This is a genomic window from Erythrobacter insulae (genome assembly GCF_007004095.1).
In the GTDB taxonomy this organism is placed as follows: Bacteria; Pseudomonadota; Alphaproteobacteria; order Sphingomonadales; family Sphingomonadaceae; genus Erythrobacter; species Erythrobacter insulae.
Genome location: NZ_VHJK01000001.1, coordinates 1289777 through 1304992 on the forward strand (window position 1 = coordinate 1289777; position 15216 = coordinate 1304992).

Sequence of the window (15216 nt, forward strand, 5' to 3'; positions counted from 1 at the left end):
TTGCGCATGGCCTCCGCCATTTTGCAAGGGTGCCTTGAAAGACAATAGGGACTGAATTTGCGATGAATATGCCCGTAAATACCGATGTGCTTGCCGATAAAGAACCCGATTCCGAAGATGCGCTCGATCGTGTTCTGGTTTTGGAAATGGTCCGTGTGACAGAGGCGGCTGCGGTTGCCGCAGCGCAGCTTGTCGGACGGGGCGATGAAAAAGCAGCTGATGCCGCTGCGGTCGAAGCGATGCGGCGTGCATTCGACAATCTCTATATGGACGGCACCGTCGTGATCGGCGAAGGCGAACGTGACGAAGCGCCAATGCTTTACATCGGTGAAAAAGTCGGCGGCGCTCCGGGCAAAGGGCCCAAGATCGACATCGCGCTTGATCCCTTGGAAGGCACGACGATCACAGCCAAGGCAGGCCCCAATGCGCTGGCGGTTTTGGCAGCAGCAGACGAAGGCAACCTCTTGAATGCGCCAGACACGTATATGGACAAGCTGGCGGTTGGCCCGGGCTATCCCGAAGGCGTTATCGATCTTGCGAAATCTCCCACGGAAAACGTGAAAGCGGTGGCTGCCGCCAAGGGTAGAGAGCCTGCTGACATCAATGTCTGTGTGCTTGACCGGCCGCGCCATGCGGGCATTATTGCCGAGCTGCGCGCGCTGGGCTGCGGCGTTTATCTGATCGGCGATGGAGATGTTGCCGGGGTCATCGCGGTGACCGATCAGGATACGGGCATCGATATGTATATGGGCCAGGGCGGTGCGCCTGAAGGCGTTTTGGCGGCGGCGGCACTCCGCTGCGTCGGCGGTCAGTTCAATGGCAGGCTGGTGTTTCGCAATGACGAAGAGAAAGACCGCGCGAAAAAGTGGGGCATCACCGATTACGACCGGATCTATAAACTGGAAGATCTGGCCAAAGGCGATTGCATCTTTGCAGCAACCGGGGTGACAGACGGATCGCTGCTTAATGGTGTGAAGAAACGCAAGAAATCAACCGGTGCCACCATCATGACCACAGACAGCGTCGTGATGCGCGCTTCGAGCGGTACCGTGCGCTGGATCAAAGGCGAGCACCGGATTGCGCCGCACCGGACAGATTAAGAGCTGGATATGCGAGCGCGGGATCGGCTGGAAATCGGGTTTCGTTAATCGAATAGCGAGAATTCGCGTTTAGGCGCAGCGCATGTCGCAAACAGAAACTTCGAACGAAAACGCCGTATACCGCCGCTCTGCTCCCAGAGTTAAGCTCGCCATTGATAGTGTCTTTATGGGCATGGACGGCAGACAGCAGATCACTCTGCTCGACCTTTCCGAATCAGGCGCAAGGGTTGCTTTTTCCGAACCACCAAAAGAGCGCGCGGGCTTTATTAGCTGGATGGAATTTGAAACCTTTGGCGATGTCGTCTGGCAAGAAGGGCTGTATGTCGGCCTGAAATTTGATCGTCCGATTTCTTCTGAATGGCTCGAATCGACGCAAGCGCGGGTGACCGATGCCGATTCATATCGGCATGAAATGCTTCTTAAAGAAGCGATGGAATGGGTCGGTACGTAAGCACGTCCGAGCCCAAAATCTGAAAGCGTGTTTGCCGCATACCATTATAAGCAGATGCCCCGGCATCCATAAGAGCTGACGACAACCACACTGCGCTGTGTTGCGTTTCCATGACTGTCAGCTAGTCGGAGGGGATCAGCCGTTTTCGGGGATTCGCGACTCATGAAGATTATGTCCGGCAATTCTAACCTGCCGCTCGCCCGGGCCATCGCGGCCTATCTTGAAATACCTTTGACGGATGTGAGCGTACGGCGTTTTGCTGACGAGGAAGTGTTCGTTGAAATCCACGAAAATGTCCGCGGCGAGGACGTGTTTATCGTCCAGCCGACGAGCTTTCCGGCAAATGACAATCTGATGGAGCTGCTGATCTGTATTGATGCGCTGCGCCGTGCATCGGCAAAGCGTATCACTGCGGTTGTGCCCTATTTCGGATATGCCCGTCAGGATCGAAAGCCCGGTCCGCGCACGCCAATTTCCGCCAAACTGGTTGCCAATCTGATCGCCGAAGCCGGTGCAGATAAAGTGCTAGCCGTGGATCTGCATGCCGGCCAGATTCAGGGCTTTTTCGATATTCCGACGGACAATCTGTATGCGGCGCCGGTTATGGCTGCCGATATTCAGGCGCGCTATGGCGATCAGGATCTGATGGTTGTGAGCCCCGACGTTGGCGGTGTTGTGCGCGCGCGCGCTTTGGCAAAACGTCTGGACAATGCGCCGCTCGCTATCGTTGATAAACGCCGTGATCGTCCCGGCGAAAGCGAAGTGATGAATATCATCGGTGATGTCGCGGGCCGCCACTGCATCATGATTGACGACATTGTCGATTCGGGCGGAACGCTCTGCAACGCCGCCGAAGCATTGCTGGACAATGGTGCGAAATCGGTCGCGGCTTACATTACGCACGGTGTCCTTTCAGGAGGGGCAGTCGCGCGAATTGACGGGTCCAAGCTTAAAGAGCTGGTTATTTCCGATTCGATCCGGCCCACCGAAGCCGCCGAAAAATCTGAGCGGATACGCATCCTGACGATGGCCCCGCTTGTCGGCGAAGCAATTCGCCGGATTGCGGATGAAAGCAGCGTCAGCTCGCTGTTTGACTGATTCGGCGTTCAGCGCGTCGCCGTCTGGAGCGGTTTACGCATCCAGGGCCGAATTGCGCCCGGCTCCATCCGATTCAGCAGCTCCAGCCGCCGCGCCTGTCTGATTTCGAGGCTTAAAGTAAGCAGGGCCGACCGGTTGCGTTGAAATTCCACTGGAGTCATGCCGAAAAAGGTCTGAAATTCGCGGATCTGGTGGGCTTGATCGAAAAACCGCAAAATGATGTCTTCTTCGGCCATATCCGCCACGCCGCATAATTGTGCGGCAAGATCCAGGATCCTGGCGCGCCGCATAACTTGGCTGGGCCTAAGGCCAAAATCGCGCTTGGCAATGCGTTCGACTGTCCGCGGCGAGACGTTCTGACGTTCGGCAAACTCACTCAGCACGCAATTGGGATCGGTGAATGCTTGTATTTCGAGCGCTTGAGCGATCTGATCGGGCGGCTCTGCACCGGTTTTCTGGACGTAATCCGCCAGCCAGCTTTCGATCCGCATCAACCATGCAGTCGGCGTGAGCGATGGGTCGAACAGACCGGTCACATCGTCATCGTCAATCCCGCCGCGCTCGATCGGGATGATCCGGTCCAGCATGCCCTCATCCTGGACTCCGAACAGCGTACGTAATGCCCCCGGGCGCAGCATCAGACCCGCGACCTTGATGCCTCCCGAATACCGCAGCGGCATAACCTTGCTGTGCTGACCGCAAAGGAAAGTCTCATCACGAATCTCTAGCTCGCCGTCGCGCGTTCCGACCGTCCAGTCGACGCCAACCGCGCTGCGTAAATACGGCGCGTCATTGCAAAGCGAACCGGAGAGCGCGCCGTCTCCTTGCTGAAAAGCGTATGCAACCATTGCGCGGCTAACCCATGGACGGATGCGTTTGTCAGGCGCGCGGTTCGTCGACAGCGGATCGCCTTCACCGGTGACGCCTGTTGTCGAGTGCAATTGTGCAGATGTGTTTGTATCGGAACTCATGCGGCCCTGTGGTTCTGCCCGTGTCGAGCGATAGCAACCATGCCTAGCGGGTCTCTCGCAATTGTCACTCTTTCCTGTTCAGTTCAAACATTTAGCCGGTTCTAAGCGCGATTGCCCAAGATGATAGGCGCATTTCGATATTTGACCGATCATGCAGGCCAGTGTTTAGGCAAAGCGTACCCGATAGCGTACCCGATAAAGAGGATATCTATGACCCCCGCCGATCTCGCCCTTGCCAATGCTCTTGCCGATGCCGCCGGAAACGCCATTCGTCCGCTGTTCCGCGGAGAATGGAACCATGAGCGTAAGTCTGATGCATCACCGGTAACCGGTGCAGATCGGGCTGCCGAGGCGGCGATGCGGGCGATCATCGAAGAACGCTGCCCGGATGACGGGATTATTGGCGAGGAATACGGCACGCGTAACGAAGGCGCCGGGCGGCAATGGGTGCTCGATCCGATTGATGGCACGATCAGCTTTATGGCCGGGCGGCCCATCTTTGGCACTCTGATCGCGTTGCTGCAGGATGGCTGGCCGGTGCTGGGTGTGATTGATCAACCGATTGCCGGGGAACGCTGGGCCGCGCGCATCGGCGAAGGCACAACTTTGAATGGGCTGCCGATCAGAACGCGTCCCTGTAAAGAGCTTTCCGATGCGACGCTTGCCTCATCCGGGCCGCAATATTTCACCGATGATCAGGGTGCAGCTTTCATGTCGCTGGCGGCCCAGACTTCGCAGATCGTGGTGTGGGGCGGTGACTGCTATAATTACGGCCTGCTTGCTAGCGGGCATCTGGATATGGTCTGCGAAGCGGGCCTGAAATTATACGATTACGCCGCGCTTGTCCCGATCGTGGAGGGTGCAGGAGGGATGATGAGCGATTGGCAGGGGAACCCTCTGGATGCCAATAGCGACGGCACTGTTCTGGCCCTTGGGGACCCGGCACGGCTTGAGGGCGTTCTTGAAGCGATGGGGTGATACGACGCCCGCTGTTTCATACGCCTCACAGGAGCTTTATCATGCCGCATTTGAACACCAGCGGGATCACCGGCTGGACCCCCGACGCGCTGCCCGATCTTGCGGGCAGGCTCTACATTATCACAGGCGGCAATTCCGGCATCGGGTTTGAAGCGGCCAAAATACTTGCGGCACACAATGCAGATGTGGTGATCGCTGCGCGCAACGCGGACAAAGGCAGGCAGGCGCTGGCCAAACTGGTCAATATCGGACGCGGCAAAGCTGAGATGTTGCAGCTTGATCTGGCCGACATGGCGCAGGTCCGCCTCGCCGCACAAGAGGCTAAAGAGCGGTTCGGCCCGATTGCCGCGCTGGTGAACAATGCAGGCGTTATGCAAACGCCAAAACAGCGGACCGCTGATGGGTTTGAGATGCAGCTGGGCACCAATCACCTGGGCCATTTTCTCTGGACTGCGTTGATGTTTGACCAGATCGATCCCTCGCAGGGGCGGGTCGTCACAGTCTCAAGTATCATGCACAAATTCGGCCGGATCGATTTCGACAATTTGATGATGGAACGCGGATACGATCCCAATCGCGCTTACAATCAATCGAAACTCGCCAATTTGCTGTTCGCACTGGAATTGCACCGGCTTTTGGAGGCGGCTGGTTCGTCCGTGAAATCCATTGCCTGTCACCCTGGTTATTCGGACACGCCGCTGCAAAGCAAAGTGGCCAATCCTCTGTTCAAGCTCGTTTACACGGCGAGCAATGCGATAATCGCCCAGCCTGCGGCACGCGGCGCATGGCCCACCGCGCTTGCTGCGGCAGAGCCCGGCGCGGTCAGTGGCGGATATTTTGGCCCCACCGGTTTCTTTGATGCGCGCGGCCCTGTTGGCGATGCAGACGTAGAGCGGCGGGCTATGGATGCGGGGGTCGCAAAACGGCTGTGGCAGGTCAGCGCGGATCTGGTGGGCGAAGAATTGACGCTGTGAGGGCTTTGACCGGCTCTTCCTGACCGCCGAATCACTTGCAAAGACGCGCAAAACCGTTAAGTGCGCGTGCTTCACGACACAGATTTCGAGTCCGGCCTGGCGACGAGGGCTGCCAGGGCTGGTCCAATGTGTCTCTGACAAAGGAGATGAAAATGCCCAAACTGAAGACCAAAAGCGGTGTGAAGAAACGCTTCAAAATCACTGCAACCGGTAAGGTAAAGCATGGCGTCGCTGGTAAGCGTCACCGTCTTACCCACCACAATGCAAAGTATATCCGCCAGAATCGCGGTACTTCGGTCATTTCTGACCCGGATACCAAGACGATCAAGAAATGGGCGCCGTACGGCCTCGATTGATGGCACGCCGGGCTTCGGCTCCTGCCTCATCCAGAATAAGGATATACTGATATGCCACGCATTAAACGCGGCGTTACCACGCGCCAAAAACACAAACGCCTTTTAGAACAAGCCAAGGGCTATCGCGGTCGTCGCAAGAACACGATCCGCATTGCTCGTCAGGCTGTCGAAAAAGCCGGCCAATATGCCTACCGTGACCGCAAGGCCAACAAGCGCAACTTTCGCGCTCTCTGGATTCAGCGGATCAACGCGGCTGTTCGCGCAGAAGGCCTGACCTATTCACAGTTCATGCATGGCGTAAAACTCGCTGGCATCGAGCTGGATCGTAAAGTCATGGCCGATCTCGCCATGAACGAAGGCGCAGCGTTCAAAACCATCATCGCTCAGGCGAAGGCAGCATTGCCTGCATAAATAACGGCTTGAGCAGCCTGCTGTTTTTGAAAGCGGCAGTCTGGCAAAACCGAATGAACAGGGCTCTGATGCTGCGGCATCGGGGCCCTTTTCGTATGCGGTTTCGTGTCCGGGCCGGTGCTGCTTTTGTATGAATACGTCAAAACCCTTGTACATAACCGCCAATCTCTGCACATAACGCCGCATGGGAAATGGGCGGGGCGAAGGCACAGATTTGGACGCGGACTATACCGTCCGCAGTAACTTCTACACGCCGCCTGCGCATCTGGATGGCTGTTTCACGACCTTTTACCATCTGTCGCTCAAGGTGGATAATGGCGGGACCGTGCGCGATTTCCTTCAACCGGAATGGGCCAATATCCGCTTCTTTTGCGGCGGTCGGCCCAGCGCAAACATGGGCACGACAAAGGTCTCGAATGCGCGTTTCAACGCGACCGGACCCAGCTCTCTACCGGCGCAATTTGAACTGGGCACATCGGAAATGTGGGGCATTGGCTTTCTCCCGATGGGGTGGGCGCGGTTTATCGAAGTCGATGCAGATGAGCTGGCAAATACCGTCTGCGATGGCGCCGCGCATCCTGCGTTTGCGAAGTTTACAGTGCTTGAAAAGGTTCTGTGTGATCCTCTGGCGACCCGTGAAGAGCAGATTGAGAGCATCACCCATCATTTGACGCAGATGATGCGCCCCAATCGTGATGAACCAAAGATACAGCGGGTTCACCATGCACTTGTCAGCGGCGAATTTCTGGCGGTGGGCGATCTGGCTGATGCGTGCGGCATGAGCATCCGAACGCTGGAGCGCGTATGCCGCCGCTATTTCGGCTTCACCCCGAAAAAACTGATGCGGCGTCAGCGCTTTACCCGCAGCCTTGCCAGTTACATGCTTCATCAAGGCAGTCGCTGGACCGAGGCGATGGATGGAGAATATCATGATCAAGCCCAGTTTACGCGCGAATTTCATGAATTCATGACCATGAACCCGAGCGAATATGCGGCTCTCGATCACCCGATCCTCTCCTCCTTCATCGAAGCGCGGGCAAGGGTATGGGGCAGTGCCGCGCAGGCGCTCGATAAACCACCTGGCTAGAAAGCCATCGAGCGGGCACGGGGCGCTCAACGATCCGCACGCGAAAATACCGCGATCCCGGAAAAGCCGATTTTATGCTGAATTTCAGATCGTTAATCCGCAATAGCCGGTGTGCCTTTGACAATTGCAATATGCCGCTATCGATAGCTAATGCGCCCGGACGGATCGCTGTATCAGGTTGAACTATCCAGGCTTTTGTCGAGCTTGAGAGTGGCGTTTCAACAGCAGCGGGCTTTGAAAACCGGTCACGCCTCCAATCGCACTTTGCAACGCGCCCCAAGGACCGCTAACGGACCGGCATACTCTTTTGGGCCTGACCATGACTGATTTAACACCACAAAAAGACGCGGCTCTTGCTGCTATTGCCGATGCCGCTTCGCTGGAAGCGCTGGATGAACAGCGTGTCGCCGCGCTGGGTAAAAAAGGCTGGGTGAGCCTTGCCTTGAAAACGCTGGGGCAGATGAGCCCTGACGAGCGGCAAGCGGCTGCGCCAGCGATTCAGGCAGTTCGCGCCGAGATTGCGGAGGCTATCGAAGCCAAAAAGGCCTCTTTGGAGGCTGCAGAACTCGAAGCGCAGCTTGCCAGCGAAACGCTTGATCTGACCTTGCCTGCGCGTCTCGCGCCAAGCGGCTCTGTGCACCCGGTCAGCCAGGTGATGGACGAGCTTGCCGAGATTTTTGCAGACCTTGGCTTTGCCGTGGCAACCGGTCCGGAAATCGAGGATGACTGGCACAATTTCACCGCCCTCAATATGGATGAAAGCCATCCTGCGCGCGCGATGCACGACACATTCTATTTCCCCGATAAAGCCGCCGACGGGGCCAGCATGTTGCTGCGCACGCACACTTCACCGGTGCAGATCCGGTCCATGAAGGAACAGGGCGCTCCGATTCGTATTATCGCGCCGGGCCGCGTGTACCGTTCCGATAGCGATGCGACCCACACGCCGATGTTCCATCAGGTCGAAGGGCTCGTGGTCGACCGCGATATTCATCTGGGCCACCTGAAATGGACGCTGGAAACATTCTTTAAAGCGTTCTTTGAGCGTGAAGACATCACCCTGCGTCTGCGCCCGTCCTATTTCCCGTTCACCGAACCGAGTGTCGAAGTTGATGTTGGCTATTCCAACGAAGGCAACCGGCGGGTTGTTGGCGGCCATGGCGATGCCGATGGCCATGACTGGATGGAGCTGGGCGGCAGCGGCATGGTCAATTCCCGCGTGCTGGAAATGGCAGGTGTTGATCCAAACGAATTTCAAGGATTTGCCTTTGGCCTTGGTATCGATCGTATCGCCATGCTCAAATACGGTATGAACGACCTGCGGGCGTTCTTTGATGGCGATCCGCGCTGGCTTTCGCATTATGGCTTTTCGGCAGTTGACCAGCCCACGCTTTCCGGCGGTGTAGGAGCGGCATCATGAAGTTTTCTACCACATGGCTGAAAGACCATCTCGAAACGGATGCGACTTTATCCCAGATTACGGATTGTCTCACTGCGATCGGGCATGAGGTCGAAGGGGTCGAAGATCCGGCCGAGCGGCTTGCAGGCTTTACCGTCGCCAAGGTTTTGACAGCCGAAAAGCACCCTGATGCCGACAAGCTGCAAGTTCTGACAGTCGATACGGGCGAAGGTGATCCGTTGCAGGTTGTATGCGGCGCGCCCAATGCCCGTGCGGGAATGATGGGCGTTCTTGGTCAGCCGGGCGCTGTGGTTCCGTCAAACGGCATGGAGCTTCGCAAAAGCGCCATTCGCGGGGTCGAATCCAACGGCATGATGTGTTCGGTGCGCGAGCTTGAGCTGGGTGAGGATCATGACGGCATTATCGAGCTGCCTGATGATGCACCTGTTGGTCACAGTTTTGCCGACTATCACGGGTCTTCCCCGATTATCGATGTTGCGATCACGCCCAACCGGCCAGATTGTATGGGTGTCTATGGAATTGCGCGCGATCTGGCGGCGGCGGGGCTTGGCACGTTAAAGCCGATTGCATTTCCCAAATTCGACGCTGTCGGTGATTGTCCGGTCGAAATTCGCACGGACGATCCCGAGGGCTGTCCCGCGTTTTATGGCCGCGTTGTCAAAGGCGTGAAGAACGGGCCTTCGCCTGACTGGTTGCAGCAGCGTCTCCAAAGTGCGGGCCAGCGCCCGATCTCGCTGCTGGTCGATCTGACGAACTATCTGATGCTTGCTTTTGGCAGGCCCGCCCACGTGTATGATCTATCCAAGTTATCCGGCGCGGTGGTCGCGCGGCGCGCAAAGCCGGGCGAGCGCGTGCTGGCGCTGAATGAGAAAACCTATTCTCTCGATGAGAGCATGGTGGTGATCGCGGATGATCATGAGGTCCATGACATCGCCGGCATTATGGGCGGAGAGAATTCGGGCGTGTCCGATGGCACCACTGATCTGTTGCTTGAAATCGCATATTTCGACCCGCCTCGCATTGGTGTGACTGGCCGCAAGTTGGGCCTCGCCTCTGATGCGCGCACCCGGTTCGAGCGCGGCGTTGATCCGGCATTTCTTGAAGAAGGGCTGGATCTGCTGACCGGTTTGATCGTCGAATTGGCAGGCGGCAGTGCGACGGAAATAATCCGCGCCGGGGCCGCGCCAAGCGATGCAAAAGTGGTCGCTTTCAACACGGCACTTACCGCCAAGCTGGGCGGGATTACCGTGCCTGATGATGAGCAACGCGGTATCCTGGAAAAGCTCGATTTTACGGTCGGTGATGACTGGCAGGTACGGTGCCCGCTGCGCCGGCATGATATCGAAGGGCCAGCCGATCTGGTCGAAGAAATCGTGCGCATTCACGGGCTGGATAAAGTGGAAAGCGTCCCGCTGCCTCGCGCAGAGGGTGTGGCGCGGCCAACCGCAACGCCTGCACAAATGCTTGAGCGCAAACTGCGCCGCGCCGCGGCGGCAAGCGGATTGAACGAGGCGATTACATGGTCGTTCCTGCCCGAAGCAGAAGCGGCACATTTCACCGCGACAGATGACCTTTGGAAATTGGCAAACCCGATCAGCGAAGACATGAAGGTCATGCGCCCATCGCTTATCCCGGGATTGCTGACCGCATCAAAGCGCGCGGCAACGCGCGGCAGCGCCTCCAGCCGTTTGTTCGAAATCGGGCGGCGCTATTTCCGCGGAAAAGACGGTCTTAGCGATGAACGCGCGGCGGTTGGCGTAGTGCTCTCTGGTGAGAAAACACCGCGCGGCTGGGCCACTGGCAAAGCGGTGCCGTTTGATGCTTATGACGCGAAATCGGCAGCGCTGCATTTGCTTGCTGCTGCGGGGGCTCCGGCGGATAAGCTGATGGTTATGGAACCGGTGGTCGATGGCGACGGGACCCAATTCCATCCCGGACAGTCGGCGACTCTGCGTCTCGGCCCCAAGAAAGTGCTGGCGCGGTTCGGGATGATCCATCCTGCGACGCTTAAGGCGTTTGATATGGATGGCCCGGTCGCAGCGGTGGAAATTTTCCTTGATGCGATCCCGCAAAAGAAGGGCGGCAAAGGCCCGATCGGCTTTGCGCGGCCAGGCTTTAGCCCGCCTGCGTTGCAATCGGTGACGCGCGATTTCGCGTTTCTGGTTCCAGCCGATCTGGCCGCAGCCGATCTGGTGCGCGCGGTCAAAGGCGCGGATAAGGCGAATATTACCGAGGCCCGCGTGTTCGATGTCTTCGCAGGGCAAGGCGTGCCCGAAGGGAAGAAATCGGTTGCGCTTGAGGTAACACTTCAGCCGCAGGACAGGTCTTATAAAGACGCCGATCTCAAAGCGATTTCGGATGCGATTGTGGCTTCGGCCACCAAACAGGGGGCAGAGCTGCGCGGGTAATCCGGGCCGCTGAAATCACCATGTCCAATCGCCGTACCTTTGCGATCATTTCGCACCCTGACGCGGGTAAGACCACACTGACGGAAAAACTGCTGCTGCAAGGCGGCGCGATCCATCTTGCCGGTGAGGTTAAGGCGCGCGGAGCCGCTCGGCGTGCACGCTCCGACTGGATGAAGATCGAGCAGCAACGCGGCATCTCGGTCACGTCATCGGTCATGACGTTTGACAAGGAATATGAAGGCGAGACAATCACCTTCAACCTGCTCGATACGCCGGGTCATGAGGACTTTTCAGAAGACACCTACAGGACCCTAACCGCCGTAGACAGCGCGGTAATGGTGATCGACGCGGCGAAAGGTATCGAGCCTCAGACCCGCAAATTGTTCGAGGTTTGCCGGCTTCGTAATGTCCCGATCATCACCTTTGTGAACAAGGTGGACCGCGAAGGACGCGACCCGTTTGAGACCCTGGATGAAGTCGCCGACATGCTTGCTCTCGATGTATCGCCGCAAATGTGGCCGATCGGCATGGGCGGGCAATTCGAGGGCATCCTTGATTTTGCCACAGGTGAAGTCAGCCGCCCCGAAGGACCTTCAAAAGAATTTCTGGGCAAACGGGACAGCGATCCTGCCATCCCCGAAGACTTTGCCGAGGAAGCCGAACTGGCACAGGTGGGTTATCCCGAGTTTGATCTGGAGGCCTATCGCAGCGGCGATTTGACGCCGGTTTTCTTCGGATCCGCGCTTAAGAATTTCGGCGTCACCGAACTGATCGATGCGATCGCAAAATATGCCCCGCCACCGCGCGCCCAGCCCGCCGGTGACGACGAAATTGCACCCGAATATGACGAGGTGACCGGCTTTATCTTTAAGGTTCAGGCAAATATGGACCCGAACCATCGGGACCGCATCGCATTTATGCGTCAGGTTTCCGGGACGTTCAAACGCGGGATGAAACTCACCCCGTCCGGTCTGGGAAAGCCGATTGCGATCCATTCCCCGATCCTGTTCTTTGCGCAGGATCGCGAGATTGCCGACACTGCCGAGGCGGGCGACATCATCGGCATCCCCAATCACGGCACGTTGCGCGTAGGCGATACGCTTTCTGAAAAAGACACAGTTCGATTTACGGGCCTGCCCAATTTCGCGCCCGAGATCCTGCGGCGTGTTCAGCTCAAAGATCCGACCAAGACGAAGCAGCTTCGCAAAGCGCTGGACGATCTATCGGAAGAAGGCGTGATTCAGGTGTTCTATCCCGAGCTTGGTGCCAATCATATCGTTGGCGTTGTCGGGCAGCTGCAGCTTGAAGTGCTGATTTCGCGATTGTCTGCGGAGTATAAAGTCGAGGCCGCGCTCGAGGATTCTCCGTTCGCCACCGCGCGCTGGATCAAGGGTGATCCCAAATTGCTCGACGAATTCGAGAGTTTCAATCGCCCCAATCTTGCCAGAGACCGCGATGGTGATCTGGTGTTCCTGGCGAAAAGCCCGTGGGACGTGAATTATCAGGTCGAGAAAAACCCTGACCTGACATTTTCCGCGACAAAAGAACGGTAGGCTTGCGAGGAGCCACGCTTCGCGGCAAAGCCGGATGCATGACTGTATCTGGCCCAACATCGCAAACCTTCATATCGCAGCGCCTTAAGCTCAATTATTTTGACTGGGGGAATTCCGAAAAACCGCCACTGGTTCTCGTTCATGGCGGACGCGATCACGCGCGCAGCTGGGATTGGACGGCGGAGCAGCTTGCCCAGGATTGGCATGTCGTGGCGATGGATCACCGCGGGCACGGCGACAGCGATTGGGTTTCCGACGGCAATTATCATACGAATGACATGGTGTATGATCTGGCGCAGTTGGTTCATCAGCTGGGGCGCGGTCCGGTCACCATTGTCTCGCACTCGATGGGCGGCAATGTCGCGCTGCGATACGCCGGCATGTTCCCGGAAATGGTCACGAAGCTGGTTGCTATTGAAGGCCTGGGCCCGTCGCCCGAATGGAAAGAGAAGCAGCGCTCGACACCATATCCCGAGCGGATGCGCGAATGGATCGAGAAAAAGCGCAAGGCCGCAGGCAGAATGCCGCGCAAATACGACACCATCGAAGCCGCCTTCGCGCGGATGATTGAGGAAAATTCCTACTTAACCGAGGATCAGGCGCGCCATCTCACAATCCACGGGGTCAATCGCAACGAAGACGGCACCTACAGCTGGAAATTTGATCCGCATCTTAATGTTTGGGGTGTGGAAGATGTCGCAGATGAATTCATCGAGGCGACATGGGGGGCGATTACGTGTCCTACTTTGCTGCTTTACGGTGCCGACAGCTGGGCCTCCAACCCTGAGACGGACGGCCGGATTGCACATTTCAACACAGCCAAAGTGATTGAATTCAAATCGGCAGGCCACTGGCTCCACCATGATCAGTTTGACAAATTTATGGGCGTGCTACGAGACTTCCTGTGATGGGGGTAAGGGGCAGGGAACGCGTCACTGGAAGCTGCCATTGCGGTGCAGTACAGTTCGCAATCCAAACCGATTTCCCGGAATTGACGACTTGTGATTGTTCAATGTGCAGCCGCAAGAATGCGCTCATGGTGAAAGTGCACGAAAGCGACTTTGAATTGCTTTCAGGCGATGCCGCGCTGAGTGAATATCAGTTCCACACATTCACCGCGCGGCACTTCTTCTGCTCAACCTGCGGGATATATCCATTCCACCGTAAACGCATCACACCGGACTTTGTCGGTGTAAATGTGTATTGTCTGAATGGTTTTGACCCGGCGGGCATTCCTGTTCGCGCGACTGTTGGCAAAGGTATGGACTGATGGCTGAGTTTTTCGATGCGCTTGATCCAAAGCACACGGCGATGATCGAGAAACAGCCGGTTTTCTTTGTTGCGACCGCTGCTGCCGATGGCCGCATCAATCTCAGCCCCAAAGGGTATGATGCGTTTCGCGTGTTATCGCCAAAGCGGGTTGCGTATCTCGATCTTGCAGGTTCGGGCAATGAGACACATGCCCATCTGGTCGCAGAGCAAGCCGACAAGGGCCGAATTACGATAATGTTCTGCAATTTTGACCGGCCCGCCTTGATCTTGCGCATTTATGGCACGGGCACGCCGGTTTTGCCTCAGGATGCCGGGTGGAGCGAATTGGCCGGACATTTCACGCTGCTGCCGGGTACACGCCAGATTTTCGATATCGAGGTTCAAAGTGTGCAGACAAGCTGCGGCTGGGGTGTGCCCTTCATGAGCCTTGAGGCCGAGCGCGAAACTTTGCTGAAATCGCATCGCCAATCGGACCCGGCCAAATGGGAAGCAAAGCGTGCGTCGCGCACACGTAGCATCGATGGCCTGCCGACCCGCGCCACAGACAGGTATATTGCAGGCGAATAGTTTCTATTGAAACAAAAGATCGCAAAGGTGCCCCGCGACATATATGCGCAGCTAACTTGCCTAAAAAGTGACCAAAAGATTAAAAAGTAGGCAGCGAGTGTGCCTTACTGCTGACCAAATGCGCGAGATTCGCCCGATCAGAGCCTTTTTTGAAAGTGGCACACCTCTTGCTGGTGTCTCGTCGCCGGGATGTGCCCGGTGAGCCAAAGGGGGCACAGATGAAGTTCATCATCGCCATCATAAAACCATTTAAGCTCGATGAAGTCCGCGAAGCGCTGGGCTCTATCGGGGTCGCCGGGATGACCGTTTCTGAGGTCAAGGGTTTTGGTCGCCAAAAAGGCCAGACCGAAATTTATCGCGGCGCGGAATATTCCACCAACATGTTGCCAAAGGTGAAGCTCGAAATCGCAGCCAGCGATGATATCGCTGACCAGGTTGTCGAAACGATCCGGCAAACCGCCAACACCGACGCGATCGGTGACGGCAAGATTTTCATGCTCGATCTTGCATCGGCAACCCGCATTCGCACCGGCGAAGCGGGCGAAACAGCACTCTAAAGGGGACAAGCAT

The 15216-nt window shown here is 57.0% G+C and carries 16 protein-coding genes; 15 read left to right on the plus strand and 1 reads right to left on the minus strand.

The features are described from left to right. Positions 1-62: 62 nt before the first annotated feature. From glpX to FGU71_RS06185, 3 genes are all read left to right on the plus strand, one after another. Entirely contained in the window at positions 63-1100 is a 1038-nt protein-coding gene (glpX, locus tag FGU71_RS06175) for a class II fructose-bisphosphatase (RefSeq protein ID WP_142787747.1), read from the plus strand. 82 nt (positions 1101-1182) lie between these two features. Next, positions 1183-1551: a PilZ domain-containing protein gene (locus tag FGU71_RS06180; protein WP_142787748.1), complete on the plus strand. Its 369-nt coding sequence runs from the start codon at positions 1183-1185 to the stop codon at positions 1549-1551. Positions 1552-1713: 162 nt separating this feature from the next. Then, the gene (locus FGU71_RS06185; protein WP_142787749.1) at positions 1714-2649 is read left to right on the plus strand and encodes a ribose-phosphate pyrophosphokinase; all 936 of its coding nucleotides are present in this window, start codon (positions 1714-1716) and stop codon (positions 2647-2649) included. Positions 2650-2657: 8 nt separating this feature from the next. On the opposite strand, the gene FGU71_RS06190 is transcribed toward FGU71_RS06185, so the two are convergent. Next, positions 2658-3620, minus strand: a complete 963-nt coding sequence (locus FGU71_RS06190; protein ID WP_142787750.1) for a helix-turn-helix domain-containing protein — start codon at positions 3618-3620, stop codon at positions 2658-2660. A 210-nt stretch (positions 3621-3830) separates the two neighbouring features. Between FGU71_RS06190 and hisN the strand changes: the two genes are divergently transcribed. The 12 genes from hisN to FGU71_RS06250 all read left to right on the plus strand — a co-directional run bounded on the left by hisN (position 3831) and on the right by FGU71_RS06250 (position 15203). After that, positions 3831-4598: a histidinol-phosphatase gene (gene hisN, locus FGU71_RS06195; RefSeq protein WP_142787751.1), complete on the plus strand. Its 768-nt coding sequence runs from the start codon at positions 3831-3833 to the stop codon at positions 4596-4598. A gap of 41 nt (positions 4599-4639) precedes the next feature. After that, positions 4640-5572, plus strand: coding sequence for an oxidoreductase (locus tag FGU71_RS06200; RefSeq protein WP_142787752.1), 933 nt, complete (start codon positions 4640-4642; stop codon positions 5570-5572). Positions 5573-5724: 152 nt separating this feature from the next. After that, positions 5725-5928: a 50S ribosomal protein L35 gene (rpmI, locus tag FGU71_RS06205; RefSeq protein ID WP_142787753.1), complete on the plus strand. Its 204-nt coding sequence runs from the start codon at positions 5725-5727 to the stop codon at positions 5926-5928. A 51-nt stretch (positions 5929-5979) separates the two neighbouring features. After that, positions 5980-6339, plus strand: a complete 360-nt coding sequence (rplT, locus tag FGU71_RS06210; RefSeq protein ID WP_142787754.1) for a 50S ribosomal protein L20 — start codon at positions 5980-5982, stop codon at positions 6337-6339. A gap of 184 nt (positions 6340-6523) precedes the next feature. Next, positions 6524-7426, plus strand: a complete 903-nt coding sequence (locus tag FGU71_RS06215; RefSeq protein ID WP_142787755.1) for a helix-turn-helix domain-containing protein — start codon at positions 6524-6526, stop codon at positions 7424-7426. 319 nt (positions 7427-7745) lie between these two features. Continuing rightward, positions 7746-8846 (plus strand): phenylalanine--tRNA ligase subunit alpha, encoded by a 1101-nt coding sequence (pheS, locus tag FGU71_RS06220; protein ID WP_142787756.1) that lies wholly within the window; start codon positions 7746-7748, stop codon positions 8844-8846. Beyond that, positions 8843-11254, plus strand: a complete 2412-nt coding sequence (gene pheT, locus FGU71_RS06225) for a phenylalanine--tRNA ligase subunit beta (protein ID WP_142787757.1) — start codon at positions 8843-8845, stop codon at positions 11252-11254. The genes pheS and pheT overlap by 4 nt, the downstream gene beginning before the upstream one ends. 20 nt (positions 11255-11274) lie before the next feature. Next, positions 11275-12807 carry a peptide chain release factor 3 gene (locus tag FGU71_RS06230; protein WP_142787758.1) on the plus strand — a complete coding sequence of 511 codons (1533 nt, stop codon included), beginning with the start codon at positions 11275-11277 and terminating at the stop codon, positions 12805-12807. Between the two features lie 38 nt (positions 12808-12845). Further along, positions 12846-13715, plus strand: coding sequence for an alpha/beta fold hydrolase (locus tag FGU71_RS06235; protein ID WP_142787759.1), 870 nt, complete (start codon positions 12846-12848; stop codon positions 13713-13715). After that, positions 13715-14077 carry a GFA family protein gene (locus FGU71_RS14275; RefSeq protein WP_142789011.1) on the plus strand — a complete coding sequence of 121 codons (363 nt, stop codon included), beginning with the start codon at positions 13715-13717 and terminating at the stop codon, positions 14075-14077. The genes FGU71_RS06235 and FGU71_RS14275 overlap by 1 nt, the downstream gene beginning before the upstream one ends. Next, complete coding sequence (locus FGU71_RS06245; RefSeq protein WP_142787760.1) at positions 14077-14646, plus strand: pyridoxamine 5'-phosphate oxidase family protein; 570 nt, start codon at positions 14077-14079, stop codon at positions 14644-14646. The genes FGU71_RS14275 and FGU71_RS06245 overlap by 1 nt, the downstream gene beginning before the upstream one ends. Before the next feature lie 218 nt (positions 14647-14864). Continuing rightward, positions 14865-15203, plus strand: coding sequence for a P-II family nitrogen regulator (locus tag FGU71_RS06250; protein ID WP_142787761.1), 339 nt, complete (start codon positions 14865-14867; stop codon positions 15201-15203). Positions 15204-15216 lie beyond the last annotated feature (13 nt).

Bases quoted from the DNA above. Each gene is read 5' to 3' on its own strand.
- glpX (WP_142787747.1), top strand. From the start codon at position 63: ATGAATATGCCCGTAAATACCGATGTGCTTGCCGATAAAGAACCCGAT.
- FGU71_RS06180 (WP_142787748.1), top strand. From the start codon at position 1,183: ATGTCGCAAACAGAAACTTCGAACGAAAACGCCGTATACCGCCGCTCT.
- FGU71_RS06185 (WP_142787749.1), top strand. From the start codon at position 1,714: ATGAAGATTATGTCCGGCAATTCTAACCTGCCGCTCGCCCGGGCCATC.
- FGU71_RS06190 (WP_142787750.1), bottom strand. From the start codon at position 3,620: ATGAGTTCCGATACAAACACATCTGCACAATTGCACTCGACAACAGGC.
- hisN (WP_142787751.1), top strand. From the start codon at position 3,831: ATGACCCCCGCCGATCTCGCCCTTGCCAATGCTCTTGCCGATGCCGCC.
- FGU71_RS06200 (WP_142787752.1), top strand. From the start codon at position 4,640: ATGCCGCATTTGAACACCAGCGGGATCACCGGCTGGACCCCCGACGCG.
- rpmI (WP_142787753.1), top strand. From the start codon at position 5,725: ATGCCCAAACTGAAGACCAAAAGCGGTGTGAAGAAACGCTTCAAAATC.
- rplT (WP_142787754.1), top strand. From the start codon at position 5,980: ATGCCACGCATTAAACGCGGCGTTACCACGCGCCAAAAACACAAACGC.
- FGU71_RS06215 (WP_142787755.1), top strand. From the start codon at position 6,524: ATGGGAAATGGGCGGGGCGAAGGCACAGATTTGGACGCGGACTATACC.
- pheS (WP_142787756.1), top strand. From the start codon at position 7,746: ATGACTGATTTAACACCACAAAAAGACGCGGCTCTTGCTGCTATTGCC.
- pheT (WP_142787757.1), top strand. From the start codon at position 8,843: ATGAAGTTTTCTACCACATGGCTGAAAGACCATCTCGAAACGGATGCG.
- FGU71_RS06230 (WP_142787758.1), top strand. From the start codon at position 11,275: ATGTCCAATCGCCGTACCTTTGCGATCATTTCGCACCCTGACGCGGGT.
- FGU71_RS06235 (WP_142787759.1), top strand. From the start codon at position 12,846: ATGACTGTATCTGGCCCAACATCGCAAACCTTCATATCGCAGCGCCTT.
- FGU71_RS14275 (WP_142789011.1), top strand. From the start codon at position 13,715: ATGGGGGTAAGGGGCAGGGAACGCGTCACTGGAAGCTGCCATTGCGGT.
- FGU71_RS06245 (WP_142787760.1), top strand. From the start codon at position 14,077: ATGGCTGAGTTTTTCGATGCGCTTGATCCAAAGCACACGGCGATGATC.
- FGU71_RS06250 (WP_142787761.1), top strand. From the start codon at position 14,865: ATGAAGTTCATCATCGCCATCATAAAACCATTTAAGCTCGATGAAGTC.